Source organism: Halomonas sp. (genome assembly GCF_014859505.1).
Lineage (GTDB): Bacteria > Pseudomonadota > Gammaproteobacteria > Pseudomonadales > Halomonadaceae > Halomonas.
The window spans coordinates 1-17,863 of sequence record NZ_JACUUD010000016.1 but is presented as its reverse complement, the minus strand read 5'-3'; the positions used below and the strand labels follow the sequence as shown (position 1 = coordinate 17,863).

General features: G+C 68.2%; 17 protein-coding genes. 5 read left to right on the top strand and 12 right to left on the bottom strand.

Annotation, left to right across the window (positions count from 1 at the left end):
• Positions 1 to 119: 119 nt before the first annotated feature.
• The 5 genes from IBX53_RS04090 to dksA form a co-directional block, all read right to left on the bottom strand.
• Positions 120 to 1,514: a sigma-54 dependent transcriptional regulator gene (locus IBX53_RS04090; RefSeq protein ID WP_290905730.1), complete on the bottom strand. Its 1,395-nt coding sequence runs from the start codon at positions 1,512 to 1,514 to the stop codon at positions 120 to 122.
• On the bottom strand, positions 1,511 to 4,450 hold the full coding sequence (locus IBX53_RS04085) for an ATP-binding protein (protein WP_290905728.1): 2,940 nt from the start codon (positions 4,448 to 4,450) through the stop codon (positions 1,511 to 1,513). Before IBX53_RS04085 ends, IBX53_RS04090 begins: the two co-directional genes overlap by 4 nt.
• Positions 4,440 to 4,616 (bottom strand): hypothetical protein, encoded by a 177-nt coding sequence (locus IBX53_RS04080; protein ID WP_290783817.1) that lies wholly within the window; start codon positions 4,614 to 4,616, stop codon positions 4,440 to 4,442. The genes IBX53_RS04085 and IBX53_RS04080 overlap by 11 nt, the downstream gene beginning before the upstream one ends.
• A 9-nt stretch (positions 4,617 to 4,625) precedes the next feature.
• Positions 4,626 to 5,528, bottom strand: a complete 903-nt coding sequence (gene gluQRS, locus IBX53_RS04075; RefSeq protein WP_290905725.1) for a tRNA glutamyl-Q(34) synthetase GluQRS — start codon at positions 5,526 to 5,528, stop codon at positions 4,626 to 4,628.
• A gap of 84 nt (positions 5,529 to 5,612) precedes the next feature.
• A complete protein-coding gene (gene dksA / locus IBX53_RS04070) occupies positions 5,613 to 6,050 on the bottom strand; it encodes an RNA polymerase-binding protein DksA (protein ID WP_290905722.1) in 438 nt (145 codons plus the stop codon).
• A 238-nt stretch (positions 6,051 to 6,288) separates the two neighbouring features.
• On the opposite strand from dksA, the gene IBX53_RS04065 reads away from it, so the two are divergent.
• Both IBX53_RS04065 and sfsA read left to right on the top strand, forming a co-directional pair.
• Positions 6,289 to 7,449, top strand: coding sequence for a pyridoxal phosphate-dependent aminotransferase (locus IBX53_RS04065; RefSeq protein ID WP_290905720.1), 1,161 nt, complete (start codon positions 6,289 to 6,291; stop codon positions 7,447 to 7,449).
• Positions 7,450 to 7,458: 9 nt separating this feature from the next.
• Positions 7,459 to 8,217, top strand: a complete 759-nt coding sequence (sfsA, locus tag IBX53_RS04060) for a DNA/RNA nuclease SfsA (RefSeq protein ID WP_290905717.1) — start codon at positions 7,459 to 7,461, stop codon at positions 8,215 to 8,217.
• A 32-nt stretch (positions 8,218 to 8,249) separates the two neighbouring features.
• Here sfsA and IBX53_RS04055 read toward each other — a convergent pair whose 3' ends face one another.
• From IBX53_RS04055 to IBX53_RS04030, 6 genes are all read right to left on the bottom strand, one after another.
• Positions 8,250 to 8,705, bottom strand: coding sequence for a DUF4426 domain-containing protein (locus IBX53_RS04055; RefSeq protein ID WP_290905715.1), 456 nt, complete (start codon positions 8,703 to 8,705; stop codon positions 8,250 to 8,252).
• 55 nt (positions 8,706 to 8,760) lie between these two features.
• The gene (gene metW, locus IBX53_RS04050; protein ID WP_290905797.1) at positions 8,761 to 9,357 is read right to left on the bottom strand and encodes a methionine biosynthesis protein MetW; all 597 of its coding nucleotides are present in this window, start codon (positions 9,355 to 9,357) and stop codon (positions 8,761 to 8,763) included.
• Positions 9,357 to 10,514, bottom strand: coding sequence for a homoserine O-acetyltransferase (locus tag IBX53_RS04045; RefSeq protein ID WP_290905712.1), 1,158 nt, complete (start codon positions 10,512 to 10,514; stop codon positions 9,357 to 9,359). The genes metW and IBX53_RS04045 overlap by 1 nt, the downstream gene beginning before the upstream one ends.
• Before the next feature lie 45 nt (positions 10,515 to 10,559).
• The gene (locus IBX53_RS04040; protein ID WP_290905709.1) at positions 10,560 to 11,141 is read right to left on the bottom strand and encodes a YggT family protein; all 582 of its coding nucleotides are present in this window, start codon (positions 11,139 to 11,141) and stop codon (positions 10,560 to 10,562) included.
• A gap of 63 nt (positions 11,142 to 11,204) precedes the next feature.
• On the bottom strand, positions 11,205 to 12,029 hold the full coding sequence (proC, locus tag IBX53_RS04035) for a pyrroline-5-carboxylate reductase (protein WP_290905706.1): 825 nt from the start codon (positions 12,027 to 12,029) through the stop codon (positions 11,205 to 11,207).
• Between the two features lie 72 nt (positions 12,030 to 12,101).
• The gene (locus tag IBX53_RS04030) at positions 12,102 to 12,821 is read right to left on the bottom strand and encodes a YggS family pyridoxal phosphate-dependent enzyme (protein WP_290905703.1); all 720 of its coding nucleotides are present in this window, start codon (positions 12,819 to 12,821) and stop codon (positions 12,102 to 12,104) included.
• A 66-nt stretch (positions 12,822 to 12,887) separates the two neighbouring features.
• Here IBX53_RS04030 and IBX53_RS04025 point away from each other — a divergent pair, with 66 nt between their 5' ends.
• Both IBX53_RS04025 and IBX53_RS04020 read left to right on the top strand, forming a co-directional pair.
• Positions 12,888 to 13,922 carry a type IV pilus twitching motility protein PilT gene (locus IBX53_RS04025; RefSeq protein WP_290905701.1) on the top strand — a complete coding sequence of 345 codons (1,035 nt, stop codon included), beginning with the start codon at positions 12,888 to 12,890 and terminating at the stop codon, positions 13,920 to 13,922.
• A 50-nt stretch (positions 13,923 to 13,972) separates the two neighbouring features.
• Complete coding sequence (locus IBX53_RS04020) at positions 13,973 to 15,115, top strand: PilT/PilU family type 4a pilus ATPase (RefSeq protein WP_290905699.1); 1,143 nt, start codon at positions 13,973 to 13,975, stop codon at positions 15,113 to 15,115.
• Positions 15,116 to 15,134: 19 nt separating this feature from the next.
• On the opposite strand, the gene IBX53_RS04015 is transcribed toward IBX53_RS04020, so the two are convergent.
• Positions 15,135 to 16,274, bottom strand: a complete 1,140-nt coding sequence (locus IBX53_RS04015) for an anhydro-N-acetylmuramic acid kinase (protein ID WP_290905696.1) — start codon at positions 16,272 to 16,274, stop codon at positions 15,135 to 15,137.
• A 114-nt stretch (positions 16,275 to 16,388) separates the two neighbouring features.
• On the opposite strand from IBX53_RS04015, the gene tyrS reads away from it, so the two are divergent.
• Positions 16,389 to 17,588, top strand: coding sequence for a tyrosine--tRNA ligase (gene tyrS, locus IBX53_RS04010; RefSeq protein ID WP_290905694.1), 1,200 nt, complete (start codon positions 16,389 to 16,391; stop codon positions 17,586 to 17,588).
• Positions 17,589 to 17,863 lie beyond the last annotated feature (275 nt).

Sequence of the window (17,863 nt, the reverse complement as noted above, 5' to 3'; positions counted from 1 at the left end):
GGCAGGTTGGGAAGCCTGGCCCCACACGACAGCACTCGCGGCGGTGGCCGCGGGTGCTGGCGCGTTAGTCTCATGGACGATGGTCGCATGGGCATGAGGGCCACATGGACGTCAGCCGCTCACTCATTCTTGCGTCGTGGGCTCTTCTTGCGGGGGATGCCGAGGCGCTGACGTCGTTCCCACAGCGACTTGCGACTGATGCCGAGCTTCTGGGCCAGTTCGGTCTCGCTCATCTGGTCCTGGTGCTCGAGCACGAAGTGCTGGAAGTAGTCCTCGAGCGAGAGGTCGTCCTCGCCGCTGACCTCACCGGCGTCGGCCTTGGCGGGCTCGGGCTCGGTGGGGGGCTTGCGTGGGGAGGGGGACGTGCTGCTGGGCGGCGAGAGCCCCAGGTCATCCGGATGAATCAGGTGGCTCTCGGCGAGGATCACTCCGCGCTCGAGGGCGTTTTCCAGCTCGCGAACGTTACCGGGCCAGGGGTAGTCGTGGATCTCGCGACGGGCGGCGCGGGAGAGTCGCAGTCCCTCGCGGTCGTGGCGCTTGCATGCCTTCTCCAGCAGGATATCGGCGATCAGCAGCACGTCCTCCTCGCGGTCGCGCAACGGGGGGAGGTCGATCTGCATGACGTTGAGGCGATAGTAGAGGTCGAGGCGAAACTCACCGGTCTTCGACAGGGCGCGCAGATCGCGGTGGGTGGCGGCGATCAGGCGCACGTCCACGTGGCGGGTCTCCACCGAGCCGATCTTGCGGATCTCGCCCTCCTGCAGCACCCGCAGCAGCCGGGCCTGGGCGTCCAGCGGCAGCTCGCCGATCTCGTCGAGGAACAGAGTGCCGCCGTCGGCGGCCTCCACCAGGCCGGTGCGCGCAGCACTGGCGCCGGTGAAGGCGCCCTTCTCGTGGCCGAACAGCTCCGACTCGATCAGCGTCTCGGGAATCGCCGCGCAGTTGACGCTGATCAGCGCGGCCCGGGCGCGCTTACTCTGCTGGTGCAGGGCGCGGGCGACCAGCTCCTTACCGGTGCCCGACTCGCCCTGGATCAGCACGGTGACGTCGGCCGGCGCGGTCTTTCGGATGCGAGAGTAGACCAGTTGCATGGCCGGGCAGTTGCCGATCATCGGCTGGGCCTGGCCGCCGGGCTCGGTGATGTCTGGCGGCTCGGCGCGCCGCGAGGCCTGCAGGTGCAGCACCCGAGCCACGGTCTCCAGCAGTTCGTCGTGGTCGAAGGGCTTGGCGACGTAGTCCACGGCGCCCTGCTTGAGGGCCTCCACCGCCGAGCGCATGCTGGCGTAGCTGGTCATGATCAGCACCGGCACCGGCGCGGCGCGGCTGATCAGCTCGGTGCCGGGCTCGCCGGGCAGGCGCAGGTCGCTGATCACCAGGTCGAAGCGCTGCGGGTCCAGGGCCGTGGCCTCGTCCACCGAGCCGGCCTCCTCGACCCGGTAGTCGTGGCGCTCGAGCAGGCGGCGCAGGGCACTGCGGATGATGGCTTCGTCTTCTACGATCAGGATCCGGCTCATCGCGGTGTCTCGCCCTCTTGTGGGTTCAGCGGCAGCCAGAGGCTGATGCGGGTGCCGCGCTCGCGACCCGGCGGCGGCGATTCGATATCGATCTGGCCGTGGTGCTCGGCGACGATGCTGTAGACCAGCGGCAGGCCTAGCCCGGTGCCCTGGCCGGGGGGCTTGGTGGTGGTGAAGGGCTCGAAGAGGTGGTCGCGCACCCTTTCGTCGATGCCGTGGCCCTCGTCGGTGACGGCGACCCGCAGCCCGGCGGCCTCGGCGCTCGCCTCGATGACGACGCGGTTGCCGGGATCGCTGGCGTCGCGGGCGTTGCCGAGCAGGTTGACCATCACCTGCAGCAGCCGCTGGGCATCGCCCTGGACGCGGGGCGCGGCGGGGCAGCGGTTCTCGAAGACGACATCGTCGCCCGAGCGGGCGAGATGGATCAAGTGGATAGCCTCGTCGGTGATCTCGGCCAGGGAGACCGGGGCAAACGCCTGCCCGCCCAGGTGGCGCCCGCCGTGGGCAAACCCCACCAGTGATGAGACGATCCGCGAGACCCGATCGGTGAGCTGCTGGATCTGTCCGGCGGTCTCGAGGATCTCGGGGTCTTCCGTGTCGTAGCGCAGGTTCTGGGCGAGCGACGAGATCCCGGTGATGGGGTTGCCGATCTCGTGGGCGACCCCGGCGGCCAGCTGGCCGATAGAGGCCAGGCGTGCGGCGTGGACCAGCTCGTCCTCCAGCCACTTCATCTCGCTGTGGTCCTCCACCAGGATCACCATGCCTCCGGGTTCGCTGTCGTCGCCGGTGAGTTCGGCCTTGTGCAGGCTCAGATAGCGGACTCCGCCTTCCAGGGTGACCGGCTGCTTGTAGAGGTGGCTATGCGACTCGGCCAGGATGCGGCCGAGGAGTTCGCCCCAGGGGGCCGGCAGGCTGTCGCGGCGGGCGCCGATCACGCTGGCGCCTTCGATGCCGCTGAGGGCGGCCAGGGCGTCGTTCCACATCAGCAGCTCACCGTCATCACCGAAGGCGCACAGGCCCACCGGCAAGCGGGTCAGGGTGCGGCGGTGGTAGCGGCGCAGGCCGTCGAGCTCCCTGGCCAGGCCGGTCAGCCGAGAGCGGTAGGCCTCCAGGCGGCTCTCCACGTAGTGGATGTCCTCGGTGGCACCGGCGCTGCCCTCGCGGTAGGGCAGGTAGCGGTCGACGATGTCCTGGGCCACCGAGGGGCCCATCAGGCCGGAGAGGTTGGCTTGCAGCCGGTCACGCAGCCGGCGCAGGGCGTAGGGTCGCCCGTCGAGGGGGCCAATGCCAAGATCGTTCAGGGCCCGCCCCACCTCGCGCTGCGCCGCCTCGTCGCCCAGGGCGCGGGCCAGGTGGATCTTGAACTCCTCACCGTTGGCGGCCTCCAGCGGCAGGCGCTTGGGGCGAATCACCGCATCCACCGAGCAGGCCTCGGCGGCGGCCCGCTCCCCTTCGGAGGTGCGCGTGGCCAGTGAGACGACGATGAAGACCAGAGCGTTGCCGGCCAGGGAGACCAGGGTGATCACGTACCATTCCGGCTCGCCGGCCACGGCCTCGAGCCCGGGAGGGATCACCACCAGCGGGGGCAGTCCGGTGAGCAGCGGCCCCCACAGGCCGAGCAGCCACACCAGCAGGCCGACCACCAGGCCCGCGATCATTCCCTTGCGGTTGGCGCCGGGCCAGTAGAGCAGGGCCAGCAGCCCCGGCAGGCACTGGGCCATGCCGACGAAGGCGGCCAGCGCCAGGGTGGTGAGGTCGTGATTGACGCCGACGATGCGATAGAAGAGCCAGCCGCCCAGCACCACGGCGCCTACCAGGGCGCGGCGCAGCCACAGCAGCCAGCGGTAGAGGTCCTGCTGGGCCTCGGGGGGGTGGGCCACCAGCAGCACGTGGTTGAGGATCATGCCCGACAGCGCCAGAGCGATCAGTACCATGGTGGCGCTGGTGGCGGCGAGCCCGGCGATGAAGGCCAGTGACTGCATCCACAGCGACTCCGACAGCCCAAAGGCCAGGTAGGCGGAGGGCAGCACGTCGCCTGCGCCGAGGCGCTGGCCCGCCCACAGGATCAGCGGCACCGGGAGGGCCATCAGCAGCAGGAACAGCGGCAGCGCCCAGCTGGCCTGCAGCAGGGTGTAGCGGGAGTGGGTCTCGGTGAAGGTGATATGGAAGATGTGCGGCATCAGCAGGGCCGCGGCGAAGAACAGCAGCAGCAGGGTGCGCCAGTGGGCGGGGTCTGGCTGTACCACGTCGGCCTGGAAGGCCTGGCCGGGACCGTCGAGCCAGGCCTGGAGGTCGGCGGGACCGTCGAAGACCACGAACAGCGCGAAGGCGCCGAGGCCCAGCATGGCGACCAGCTTGACCAGGGAAGAGAGGGCGATCACCGCCAGCAGGCTGTCGTGGTGGCCATCCACGCGCCCCTGGCGCGTCCCGAACAGCATGGCGAAGAGGGCGATCATGGCGCAGAAGGCCAGGGCCAGCAGCGATGGCGAGGCGGCGCCGGTCATCAGGAAGATGGCATCGCCCATGGTCTGCACCTGCAGGGCCAGCAGCGGCAGCACCGCCAGCAGGCTGATCAGGGTGATCAGGGTGCCCACCCAGCGCGAACGAAAGCGGAAGGCGAACAGGTCGGAAAGGGAGGCGAGCTGGTAGGTGCGGGTCATGCGCTGGATCGGGACCAGCAGCACCGGGGCGAGCAGAAAGGCCCCTGCCACGCCAAGGTAGTAGGCCAGATAACCGTAGCCGGAGGTGGAGGCGAGCTCCAGGCTACCGTAGATCGCCCAGGCGCTGGCATAGACCCCCAGTGCCAGGGTATAGACCACCGGGTGGCGGGTGATGCGCGTGCCGATCACCCCGCGCTCCACCGCCAGCGCACAGAGGAAGAGCACCAGCAGAAAGCCCGTGCCCAGGGCGAACATCCCGGCCAGGCTAGCGTTCATCGAGCTTCCTTTTCTGTTCCAGCCACAGGGTCAGGGCGATCAGCACGCCCCAGATGACGAAGGGGCGGTACCAGGCCACGCCCGGGCTGGCCCAGCCGCTCATCATCAGCGGCGAGAGCAGGTAGCCGCCGAGCACCAGGAACAGCAGGATGCGATAGACGTACATGACAGCCTCTCAGTCGGCCCCAAACGCATCGTCTTCGGGCGTGCGGTGCGGTTCGGGGCGGATACGGGTGACCTCCCAGTGGGCGATCCCCCAGGCGAGCTGCTCGGCCACTGGTGCCCCGACAAGACCGTTGGGCGGCGCCTGGTCCAGGGCCGCCAGGGCGGCGTGCAGCAGCGGGCGCACGGCGGGGTCGTCGGTGGGCAGGGCCGGGGCCAGGTTCTGCTTGGAGAGCTTCTGGCCCCCCTCGCCGATGATCAGCGGCAGGTGCAGATAGCGCGGCTCGGGGAGGCCCAGGGCGTGCTGCAGCTGGCGCTGCCAAGGGGTGTTGTCGAGCAGGTCGAAGCCGCGTACCACGTCGCTGATCCCCTGCTGGGCGTCGTCCACCACCACGGCGAGCTGGTAGGCCCAGAGGCCATCCTTGCGCTTGAGCACCACATCGCCGAGGTCGGCCGGATCGAAGCGCTGCTGGCCGAACAGCCGGTCCTGCCAGACCACCGGACGCAGGCCCAGGTCGCTGCGCAGCCGCCAGGCTACCGGCTTGCCGGGCTCGCGGACCCCGTCCCGGCACCAGCCGGGGTAGACTGCATGCTCGCGCCACTGCTTGCGCGAGCAGCTGCAGGGGTAGGCCAGGCCGAGGGTGACCAGGCGGTCGAGAGCCGCCTGATAGGCGTCATCGCGATCGTGCTGCCAGAGCACCGGGCCGTCCCAGTGCAGGCCGAAGGCCGTGAGCTGGCGCTGGATCTCGTCGGCGGCACCGGGTGGGCAGCGCGGCGGGTCGATGTCCTCGATGCGCAGCCGCCACTCGCCGCCGGCGCGGCGGGCATCCAGGAAGCTGGCCAGGGCGGCCACCAGGGAGCCGAAGTGCAGCGGGCCCGAGGGGGTCGGGGCGAAGCGGCCGCGGTAGTGGCTCATGGGCGGCTCCCGCCATCAGACGCGCGAACGGGCACCCAGGGGTGCCCGTTGCGAGGGTTCATGCAGGCCATCGGCATGCCTGGATCAGCCGCCCAGCTGCTTTTCCTTGAGCTCGGCCAGCGTCTTGCAGTCGACGCACAGGGTGGCCGTGGGGCGCGCCTCGAGGCGGCGGATGCCGATCTCGACGCCGCAGGCCTCGCAGAAGCCGTAGTCATCTTCGTCGATCTTGTCGAGGGTCTCGTTGATCTTCTTGAGCAGCTTGCGCTCGCGATCCCGGGTGCGCAGCTCCAGGCTGAAGCCCTCCTCCTGGGTGGCGCGGTCGGCCGGGTCGGCGTAGTTGTTCGCCTCTTCCTGCAGATGACGCACGGTGCGATCCACTTCTTCCATGAGCTCTTGCTTCCAGCCCAGCAGGATCTGGCGGAAGTGCTCCAGCTGCTTCTCGTTCATGTACTCTTCACCCGCCGCCGGCTCGTAGGGGGTGAATTTCTTGGGCGCTTCCACTTTCTTGTCGGCTACTGGCATGGGACTGCCTCGTTACTTGAGTGACTGCTGATCAATACCCGCACCTAGCAAGGTATCTCACGCCAAAGGGATGCTTGTTTATCGGAAAAACCGGGGGTTTGCAACCTCGTCTGCCCCGCCGGCTACGGCCCTGCCACCAAAGTCGTTACACTATGGGCTCTCGGTATCATGAACCTTTGACCGCGCCAAGGGGGCCTGGCTCCCGGGTGCACACATTCTCGTTCACAGGAGCCTTGCCATGGCGTGGAGTCCGCGCATCGACCGGGTCGCCCCCTTCCGGGTGATGAGCCTGCTGGAAACCGCCCAGGCCCGCGAGGCGGCCGGCCACGACGTCATCCACCTGGAGGTGGGCGAGCCCGACTTTCCGACCCCTGCGCTGGTGGTGGCCGCCGGCCAGGCGGCCCTGGCCAGGGGCCATACCCGCTACTCGCCGGCGGCGGGACTTCCCGCGCTGCGCGAGGCGATCGCCGGCCACTATGCCGAGCATTTCGGCGCCGAGGTCGATCCCCGACGCATCCTGGTGACCCCCGGCGCCTCCGGGGCGCTGCTGCTGGCCAGCCAGCTGCTCGCCGGCCCCGGCGACCGGGTGCTGATGGCCGATCCCAACTACCCCTGCAACCGCCACTTCATGGCCCTGGCCGGCGCCGAGGTGGATGCCGTGCCAGTGGGGCCGGCGAGCGGCTGGCAGCTGGACGCCGGGCTGGTCGAGGCCCACTGGCGTGACACCACCCGGCTGGCGATGCTTGCCACCCCCTCGAACCCCACCGGCCATATGCTCGATCGTGCCCGGCTCGCGACGGTCGCGGGGAGCGTGGCGGCGAGGGGCGGCCACCTGCTGGTGGACGAGATCTACCAGGGGCTCTGCTACGATCTCGAGCCGCTCTCGGTGGCCTCGATCACCCCGGATGCCTTCGTGGTCAACAGCTTCTCCAAGTACTTCGGCATGACCGGCTGGCGCCTGGGCTGGCTGCTGGCGCCGGAGGCAGCGGTGGAGCCGCTGACTCGCCTTGCCCAGAACGTCTTTCTGGCCGCCTCCACCCCGGCCCAGCATGCGGCCCTGGCCGCCTTCACCCCCGAGTGCCGGGAGATCCTCGAGGCCCGGCGCAGTGAGCTGGCGCGCCGTCGGGACGCCCTGCTGGCGGCCCTGGCTCCCTTGGGGCTTGCGCCCTCGCTGCCGCCCCAGGGCGCCTTCTACCTGTGGCTCGATATCTCTCGCTACAGCGATGACAGCGAGGCCTTCTGCCGGCGCCTGCTGGAGGAGGAGGCCGTGGCGATCACACCGGGCATCGACTTCGCCCTGGTGGGCGGTGAGCGCCATGTGCGCATCGCCTTCACCACCGGGGTCGAGCGGCTGGAGGAGGCGGTGAGCCGTCTCGAGCGCTTCCTGGCGCGCCGGTAGGGAGTGGGCATGGATTACCCCGGCCTGGTGCCGGGCACGCTGCTGCGGCGCTACAAGCGCTTCCTCGCCGACGTATGCCTCGACGATGGCCGCGAGGTGGTCGCCCACTGTCCCAATACCGGCTCCATGCGGGCGGTGAACCTGCCGGGCTGCCGGGTGTGGCTCGCACCCAGCGTCAACCCGGCGCGCAAGCTGGCCTGGACCTGGGAGCTGATCGACTTGCCCCAGCCCGACGGCCGCCTGGCCACCGCCTCGGTGCATACCGGGCGGGCCAATCGCGTCGTCGAGGAGGCGCTGCGAGAGGGGTGGGTGCCCGGCCTCGCCGGCTATGCCGAGCTGAGGCGAGAGGCGAAGGTGGTGATCGGCAAGGAGAAGGCCTCACGTCTCGACTTCCGCCTGGATGACCCCGAGCGCGGTACGGCCTTCGTGGAGGTCAAGCAGGTCACCCTGAAGGAGGGTGACGGCCACGGCTACTTCCCCGACGCGGTGAGCGAGCGGGGCCGCCGGCATCTGGAGGTGCTGGCGGCGCTGGCCGAGCGGGGCGAGCGCGCGGTGCTGCTGTTCTGCGTGGCCCACGAGGGCATCGATGACGTGGCGCCCGCGGCCCATCTGGACTCGACCTATGCGGCGACCCTGCGGGCGGCGGCGGTGCGTGGCGTGGAGGTGATGGCACACCGCTGCGAGGTGGAGCGTCGCGGCGGTGTGCCAGTCGCGATCCGCCTGGGGCGGGCGCTGCCCGTGGACCTGGAGCGCCGCCTCGGGCCGTGACGGATTGCGCCTTGGCGGGCAGCGCCGGGGGCTCAGCGGTCGATGTAGAAGCGCTGGATGAAGCTGACCCTGGCCGGCTCGGCGTTACGGTCGTGAAGGACCTCCAGATCGAAGCGCATCGCCTCGTCGTCGTGGATGCGGAACACCGCAACCTGCGAGGGGACGTCGCCGCTGCGCAGGGTGCGGAAACTCAGCGGCGTGCGCGTGTCACCACTGCCGAGCCCCCCGACCGTGCCGTTCACGGTGGTGGGCAGGGCACGGGTGGTGCCGTCCTCGCGCTCCTCGAGCACGCTGACGTTGAGCAGCGCCATCGTGGTGCTGCGCTGGATGCCGTGTTCGCGGGCCACCGCCTCGGGCAGGAAGCTGGTGTTCACTGCACTGTAGTGGATCTGGTAGTTGCCGACCTGCTCGTACTGCTGGGCGGCGGCAGGGCCGACCAGCAGGGCCAGGGTGACTGCCGCCAGGAAGGCCAGGATGCCAGGTTTCATCGTCACCCCTCTTGTCTACCCTGTTGGTGATCGACGCTGTTGCGTCGTGACCGGGTCAGCCGCGGGCGACCCGGAAGATCGCGATCTCGCCGAACAGGTTGGGCCAAAGCCGCGAGGTCCAGTGGCCCTCGTGGTCACCGATGCCCACCGCCCGGTCGACGATGATCAGACCCTTGTCCCGGCACAATTGTTCAAAGTCATTGAAGGTCGACAGGTGAATGTTGGGGGTGTCGTACCAGGCATGGGGCAGCGACTTGGAGACCGGCATGTAGCCGCGGATCCCCAGATGCACCCGGTGGCGCCAGTAGGCGAAGTTGGGAAAGGTGATGATCGCTTCGCTGGCCACTCGCAGCATCTCGTCGAGCATCAGGTCGGGGCGGCGCAGGGCCTGCAGGGCCTGGGTCATGATCACCAGATCGCAGGCGTCGTCGTCGAAGTTGGAAAGCCCCTCGTCGAGGTTCTGCTCGATGACGTTGACGCCCCGGGCGATGCAGGCGGTGATGCCGTCGGGGTCGATCTCCAGGCCGTAGCCGGTGACGTGCTTGTCGCGGGCCAGGGCCGCCAGCAGGCTGCCATCGCCGCAGGCCAGGTCGAGGATATGGGCGCCCTCGGGGATCCAGTCGTGGATCAGCTTGAAGTCGGGGCGATTCATCATGCGCGCGTCTCCAGCCCGAGGTCGCCGGCCACGCGGTCCATGAAGGCGGCGAACACCGCCTGATAGCGGGGCTCCGGCATCAGGAAGGCGTCGTGGCCGTGGGTCGAGTCGATGTTGGCATAGCTGACCGGCTTGCCGGCGTGCACCAGGGCGTTGACCAGCTCCCGGGAGCGCGAGGGCGGGAAGCGCCAGTCGGTGGTGAAGCTGACCACCAGGAAGGGGCAGGTGGCCGAGGCCAGGGCGCGAGCGAGATCGCCCTCATGGGCCGCGGCCGGGTCGAAGTAGTCCAGTGCCTTGGTCATCAGCAGGTAGGTATTGGCATCGAAGGAGGTGGAGAAGGTGTCGCCCTGATAGCGCAGGTAGGACTCCACCTGGAACTCCACGTCGAAGCCGAAGTTGAGGTCGTCGGTGCGCAGGTCGCGGCCGAACCTGTGGCCCATGGCATCCTCGGAGAGGTAGGTGATGTGTCCCACCATGCGCGCCAGCTTGAGGCCGCGCCGCGGCACGGTGTCGTGCTCGGTGTACCAGCCGTCGTGGAAGTCGGGGTCCGAGCGGATCGCCTGGCGAGCGACCTCGTTGAAGGCGATGTTCTGGGCCGAGAGCTTGGGGGTGGCGGCGATCACCGCGGCGCTGGCGACCCGCTCCGGGTAGGCCAGGGCCCACTGCAGCGCCTGCATGCCGCCCAGGCTGCCGCCGATCACCGCGGCGAAGCGTTCAATGCCCAGCCGGTCGGCCAGTCGGACCTGGCTGTTCACCCAGTCGCCCACGGTCACCATTGGAAACTCCGGCCCCCACAGGCGGCCGGTCTCCGGGTTCTCGCAGTTGGGCCCGGTGCTGCCGTGGCAGCCGCCGAGATTGTTGAGCGAGACCACGAAGAAGCGCTCGGTGTCGATGGCCTTGCCGGGACCGATATGGGCGTCCCACCAGCCTGGCTTGCGCTCGTCGGCGCGATGATAGCCGGCGGCGTGGTGGTGGCCGGACAGCGCGTGGCAGATCAGCACCGCATTGGAGCGCTCGGCGTTGAGGGTGCCATAGGTCTCGTAGACGAGGTCGTAGGCCGGCAGCGTCCTGCCGCAGGCCAGGGCCAGGGGGTCGTCGAAGTGCGCCGTCTGGGGCGTCACCAGGCCGACCGAGTCAACAGGGAGCTCGGGCATCAGTCGTTCCGTGTCCAGTCGTTGCGGTGGGCGGCGAGTGGGGGCTCAAAGCCCGACCAGGGCGCCGGCCACGCCGGCGGCGCGGGTCAGCGAGCCCACCACGATACCATCGATCAGGCTGATGGCGATGAATGCCACGATGGGCGAGAGGTCGATCATGCCCAGGGGCGGGATGACCTTGCGCAGGGGCGCCATGATCGGCTCCACCAGCTGCATCACCAGCAGCGCTCCGGGGTGGCTGGCGTTGGGGGCCACCCAGCTGAGGATGATCATCGCGATCAGCGCGAAGAAGTAGATCTTGAGGATGGCATTGGCCAGCGCCGCCACGGCACCGATGGCCACGCTGGCGACCGGCGCCATGCCGAAGCCTGCCACCTGCAGGATGATGACGATGCTGACCGCCTTGATCACGAAGCCGGCCGCCAGGGTGGCCATGTCGAAGCGCCCCATTACCGGGCCCAGGAAGCCCTGGAAGGGGCGCACCGCCGGCTGGGTGATCTTGACCACCGTCTGGCTGATGGGATTGTAGTAGTCGGCCTGGGACGCCTGCAGCAGGAAGCGCAACATCAGCAGGAAGATGTACAGGTTGACCAGGGTGTTGACCAGCAGCAGGCCGGCATTTCCCATGAGGGTTCCTCCATGTCGTGGGTTGGCCGCCATCCGGCGGCCCCTTGAAACCGATGCCTGAAGTCAGCGGCCACCGAGCTCTGTGGCCATCTCCCGAGCGCGGGCGGCGCAGGCGTCCATGGCCTCGGCGAGAATGCGGCGCAGCTCGGCGGCCTCGAGATGCTCGACGGCGCGTTCGGTGGTGCCGCCGGGCGACATCACGTTGCGTTTGAGCTCGGCGGGGGTCTTGTCGCTGGCCATCGCCATCTTGGCGGCGCCGAAGGCGGTCTGCATCGCCAGGCGCCGGGCGGTCTCGGCGGGCAGGCCCAGCGCGACGCCGGCCTCCTCCATGGCCTCGAACATCAGGAAGAAATAGGCCGGGCCGCTGCCCGAGACGGCGGTCACCGCATCCAGCAGCACCTCGTCCTCGACCCACTCTACCAGGCCCACGGCCTCCATCAGTTCGGTGGCGACCCGGCGCTGCTCGTCGCTGACGCTGGCATTGGCATAGAGGCCGGAGGCCCCGGCGCCGACCAGGGCCGGGGTATTGGGCATGCAGCGCACGAGCGGCAACTCGCCGCCCAGCCAGGTCTCGAGGGTGGCGGCATCGAGGCCGGCGGCCACCGAGATGATCAGCGGGCGCCGGCGCTGGACCGCGCCGGCCAGGCCCTCGCAGACCTCCTTCATGATCTGCGGCTTCACTGCCAGCACGACCACATCGGCCTGGGCGACCGCGGCCACGTTGTCGGTGTTGGTGTGGATGCCGTAGCGCTCGTGCACCGGTGCGAGGAAGGCATCGCTGGGGGAGGTGGCGGTGATCGCGGAGGGCGAGAAGCCGCTGTCGATCATCCCGCCGATGATGGCGCTGGCCATGTTGCCTGCGCCGATGAAGGTGACTCTGGTGGCCATGGGGTGTGTCCTGTGTCGCTCTACGAGTGGGGCCGGTGCAGGCATCCGGCGGCTTCGGTGATCGGTTGGTGCTCAGCGGGGGCTTTCACGCTCCCCGAAGATGGCGGTGCCTACCCTCACCAGGGTGGCACCCTCCAGCACCGCGGCCTCGAGATCATGGGTCATGCCCATGGAGAGGGTGTCCAGCGGTGCCTCGGGGAAGCGGCGCTGGAGTGCCTCCAGGGCCTCGCGCAGCCGGGCAAGGGGCTCGCGCTGGGCGTTCATGTCCTCGCTCGGGGCCGGGATCGCCATCAGTCCGCGCAGGCGAAGCCGCGGCATCGCCAGTACCGCCTCGGCCAGCGCAGGCAGGTCGGGGAGGCTCACTCCGGACTTGCTGGGCTCCGCACTGATATTGACCTGCAGGCAGATCTCGAGGGGCGGCAATCCCTCCGGGCGTTGATCGTTCAGGCGCCGGGCGATCTTCTCGCGGTCTACGCTGTGTACCCAGGCGAAGTGTTCGGCTACCTCGCGGGTCTTGTTGGACTGCAGCGGACCGATGAAATGCCAGACGACGCCCTCGAGGTCGGCCAGTTCGGCCTGCTTGGCCAGCGCTTCCTGGACGTAGTTCTCGCCGAATTCGCGCTGGCCGAGATGCCAGGCCTCGCGCACCCGCGTCGCCGGCTTGGTCTTGCTGACCGCCAGCAGGCGCGCGCTGGTCGTCGGCCGGCCGGCGGCGGACAGGGCGTCGGCCAGACGCCGACGCACGGTGGCCAGCGATTCGGCGAGGGCGGTGGAGGCAGAAGGGGCTGTCATGTGGCAAGCTCTGTCATACTGAACATTACAAGATGTCACCAGGGCTGCGGGAGTAAGGGAAAACGCATGGATATTACCGAACTGCTGGCGTTCTCGGCAAAACAGAAGGCCTCCGACCTGCATCTGTCGGCGGGCCTGCCGCCGATGATCCGGGTCGATGGCGACATTCGCCGCCTCAACGTGCCGGCCATGGAGGACCGCGAGGTCCGCAAGCTGATCTACGACATCATGGCCGACCGCCAGCGCCGTGACTACGAGGAGTTCTTCGAAACCGACTTCTCCTTCGAAGTGCCGGGCGTGTCGAGATTCCGTGTCAACGTCTTCAACCATGCGCGCGGCGCCGGGGCGGTGTTCCGCACCATCCCCACCGACGTGCTGACCCTGGAGGACCTCGGCCTCGGCACCGTCTTCCGTCAGCTCTCCATGCTGCCCCGCGGCCTGGTGCTGGTGACCGGCCCCACCGGTTCTGGCAAGAGCACTACGCTTGCGGCGATGATCGACTTCATCAACGACAACCGCTACGAGCATATCCTCACCATCGAGGATCCGGTGGAATTCGTCCACCGCAGCAAGCGTTGCCTGATCAACCAGCGTGAGGTGCACCGCGACACCCACGGGTTCGCACCGGCGCTGCGCAGCGCCCTTCGCGAGGACCCGGACGTGATTCTGGTCGGCGAGCTGCGTGACCTGGAGACCATCCGGCTGGCGCTGACTGCGGCGGAGACCGGCCACCTGGTGTTCGGCACCCTGCACACCACGTCGGCGGCCAAGACCATCGACCGGATCATCGACGTCTTCCCCGGGGATGAGAAATCCATGGTGCGCTCGATGCTCTCGGAGTCGCTCCAGGCGGTGGTCTCCCAGGCGCTGCTCAAGCGCATGGGGGGCGGCCGAGTGGCGGCCCACGAGATCCTCATCGCCACCGCGGCGGTGCGCAACCTGATCCGCGAGGACAAGGTCGCGCAGATCTACTCGGCCATCCAGACCGGCGGCAATCTGGGCATGCAGACCCTGGATGCCTCGCTGGCCAAGCTGGTGGCGGACAACGTGGTGGCGCGCGATGAGGCGCAGGCGAAGGCCAAGGGCATGCTGGCGAACTGAGCGGGAATTCGGCCGTTCGGCAGGGAACAACGGGGAAGAGGAGCAGGGACATGACGGCGAAAGAGTGGCTCTACCAGCTGCTGGATATCATGGTGCAGAAGGAGGCGTCGGATCTGCTGATTTCTGTGGGGGCGCCGCCGACCCTCAAGATGGCCGGCAAGCTGACCCCCATGGGGGACCAGGGGCTCAGCGTGGAGCAGGTCAACGAGCTGGTCAGCGCGTCGATTCCGGAGACGGTGATGTCGCGCTTCCAGGTCGAACGCGAGGCCAACTTCGCACTCAGCCTCAAGGACAAGGGGCGCTTTCGCGTCAGCGCCTTCCAGCAGCGCAACCAGAAGGCCATGGTGATCCGGCGTATCGCCTTCGAGATTCCCCATCTGGAGGAGCTGTCGCTGCCTCCGGTGCTGGGCGAACTGGCCAATATCAAGCGCGGCCTGGTGTTCGTGGTGGGCGGCACCGGTACCGGCAAGTCGACCACGCTGGCGTCAATGATTCAGCAGCGCAACGAGACCCTCGGTGGCCATATCATCAGCGTCGAGGATCCCATCGAGTATGTGCACCCGCACAAGAAGGCGATCATCAACCAGCGCGAGGTGGGGATCGACACCGACTCCTTCGAGGTGGCGCTGAAGAACACCCTGCGCCAGGCTCCCGATGTCATACTGATCGGCGAGATCCGTACTCGGGAGACCATGGAGCACGCCCTCACCTTCGCCGAGACCGGCCACCTCTGCCTGGCGACCCTGCACGCCAACAACGCCAACCAGGCACTGGATCGCATCATCAACTTCTTTCCCATGGAACGTCACGGCCAGGTATGGCTAGATTTGTCTCTCAACCTGCGTGCCATCGTGGCCCAGCAGCTGCTGCCCACGGTGGATGGTGGACGCTGCCCGGCCATCGAGATCATGCTCAAGTCGCCGCTGATCGGGGACCTGGTTCGCAAGGGCGAAGTCAACGAGATCAAGAATGTCATGGCCCGTTCCCGGGATCTGGGCATGCAGACCTTCGATCAGGCGCTCTACGATATCTTCAAGGCGGGCAAGATCACCGAGGAGGTGGCGCTGGTGCATGCCGACTCGGCCAACGATCTGCGCATGATGATCAAGTACGGTGATGCCGGCAGCGAAGGGATGACCCAGGCCCGCGAGGCGGCCAGTCACCTCTCGCTGAAGCGCGACGACGAGTTCTAGGCCGCTACCGGCGCGTGGATCAGGGGGCGTAGACGCCCCCCAGTACGCGGGGCCCCGCGGCGCCAGTCACCGAGGGCAGGTTGCCCGGCAGGCCCTGAAGCCTGCGCCAGGCCAGCCAGGCGAAGGCGCCGGCCTCGAGCCAGTCGGCCGGCCAGCCCCACTCCGCGCTATCGGTGATGGCCGAGTCGGGCAAATGGCGGCTCAGGCGTGTCAGCAGATCGCGGTTGTGGGCGCCGCCGCCACAGGGGATCAGCCTTGCCGCCGCCGGCGCATCAAGTCGCCCCTGCGCCATGGTCACTGCCTGGGCCACGCTGGCTGCCGTCAGCTCCGCCAGGGTGGCCTGCACGTCCTCGGGGTGCTCCTCTCCCGTCAGCTTTGCCTCTAGCCAGCCAAGGTGAAAGAGCTCGCGTCCGGTGCTGCGTGGCGGCGGCAGATGAAAGAAGGGCTCTGCCAGCAGTCGGGCCAGGAGTGCTTCGTCGACCCGCCCCGAGGCCGCCCAGGCGCCATCCATGTCGAAGCCGCCGCCACGATGCCGGGCGTGCCAGGCGTCCAGCAGGGCATTGGCTGGTCCCGAGTCGAAGCCTACCGGGGCCCGGGGATCCTCGGCGGGAGGCAGCAGGGTCAGGTTGGCGAACCCTCCCAGGTTGAGTATCAGGCGCCACTCGCCGGGTGCGCGGAACAGTGCCTCGTGGAAGGCCGGCGCGAGGGGGGCTGCCTGGCCGCCGGCGGCCAGGTCGCGGCGTCGGAAGTCGGCCACCACGGTGAGTCCGGTGAGTTCCGCCAGCAGGCTGGGATTATCGAGCTGCAGGGTATAGGCGGGGCCGCCGGCGTGTCCCAGCGGGGCGTGTTCGACGGTCTGGCCGTGGCTACCGAGTGCCGCGATCACATCGTGAGGCGTGTCGCTGTCTGTCAGCAGTGCGGCCACGGCCTTCGCTTGAAGCCGGCAGAAGGCATCCTCGGCCGCCGCCAGATCGGCAAAGCTTGCCCGCTCGGCGTGACACAGCCCCCAGAGCCGCTCGCGGAGTGCAGCAGGCATCGGCTCGGCGTGGGTGGCCAGCAGGCGGGGCTGGACGCCAGACAGCATATCGTCGATCTCCACCAGGGCGGCATCGATGCCGTCCAGGCTGGTGCCGGACATCAGGCCTATAAAGAGGGGCATGTCACTCTCTCGGGTTGTGGGGCGTCACCGCAAGGTGCCGACTCATGCTACCATCCTGCCCCATTCGATGATCCCTGCCGGGGCACGGCAACCGAGTACATGGAGTAGGAGACGATGAGCGACGTGGCGAGCGCGCTGGCGCTGCTGAAGCGAGGCACCCAGGAAATTCTGCTGGAAGATGAGCTGGTCAAGAAGCTGGCCTCCGGCCGCAAGTTGCGTATCAAGGCGGGCTTCGATCCCACCGCCCCCGATCTGCACCTGGGGCACAGCGTGCTGCTGACCAAGATGCGCCAGTTCCAGGATCTCGGGCATCAGATCATCTTCCTGATCGGCGACTTCACCGGTCGTATCGGCGACCCTACCGGCAAGAACGTCACCCGCAAGCCGCTCACCGAGGAAGAAGTGCGCGTCAACGCCGAGACCTACAAGGAGCAGGTGTTCAAGATCCTCGACCCCGGGAAGACCGAGGTGCGCTTCAACTCCGAGTGGTTCGGCGAGCTCACCGCCGCCAAGATGATCGAGCTGGCGGCCCAGAGCACCGTGGCGCGCATGCTCGAGCGCGACGACTTCGACAAGCGCTACAGGGCCGGTCAGCCGATCTCCATCCACGAGTTCCTCTACCCGCTGGTGCAGGGCTATGACTCCGTGGCGCTGGAGGCCGATATCGAGATGGGCGGCACCGACCAGAAGTTCAACCTGCTGATGGGGCGCGAGGTGCAGAAGCATTTCGGCATGACGCCCCAGGTGGTGATCACCATGCCGCTGCTGGAAGGGCTGGACGGGGTGCAGAAGATGTCCAAGTCACTGGGCAACTACGTCGGGGTGGATGAGGCGCCGGGCGCGATGTTCAACAAGCTGGTCTCCATGCCGGACAGCCTGATCTGGCGCTACTTCGAGCTGCTCTCCCTGAAGTCCAACGAGGAGATCGAGTCGCTCAAGCGCGATGTGGAAGCCGGTGCCAACCCACGCGACATCAAGATGATCCTGGCGCGTGAGCTGATCGGCCGCTATCACGGCGAAGAGGCGGCGACAAATGCGCACCGCTCCGCAGGCAACCAGCTGGCCGAGGGCGAGCTGCCCGAGGATCTGCCCGAGGTGGAGGTGGACTTCGAGGGCAGCGAGCAGGCGCCCATCGCCGCGGTGCTCAACCGCTCGGGTCTGGCCAACAACAGCGCCCAGGCCAAGGACATGCTCGGCAACGGGCGGGTCAAGGTGGATGGCGAGGTGGTCGAGCGGGACCACATGCTGGCGACAGGCAAGAGCTATGTGATCCAGGCGGGCAAGAAGCGCTATGCCCGGGTGACGCTCAAGTAGTCGGACATGATCCGACTGGCCCTGGCCAGTGTACGCTGCGCCCGCCCAAGTGCGGGCGCAGTCGTTTCCAGGCTCTGCTCCGCTTCTCTCGATTCTCCCCGGAGGTGGCTTTCCCTGCCCCTGCTGTTTATCCACAGCCCCTCCGGTCGTCACGCTGCTGTGGATGGTTCGGGTCGGCGCTGACACGTCGGATTGGTCTTTCTGCCATCATCCTGAAACTTTTTTTACACGAGGGTCTTGCGGGGTGGCGGGGAAAACCGTAAAGTACGCATCCG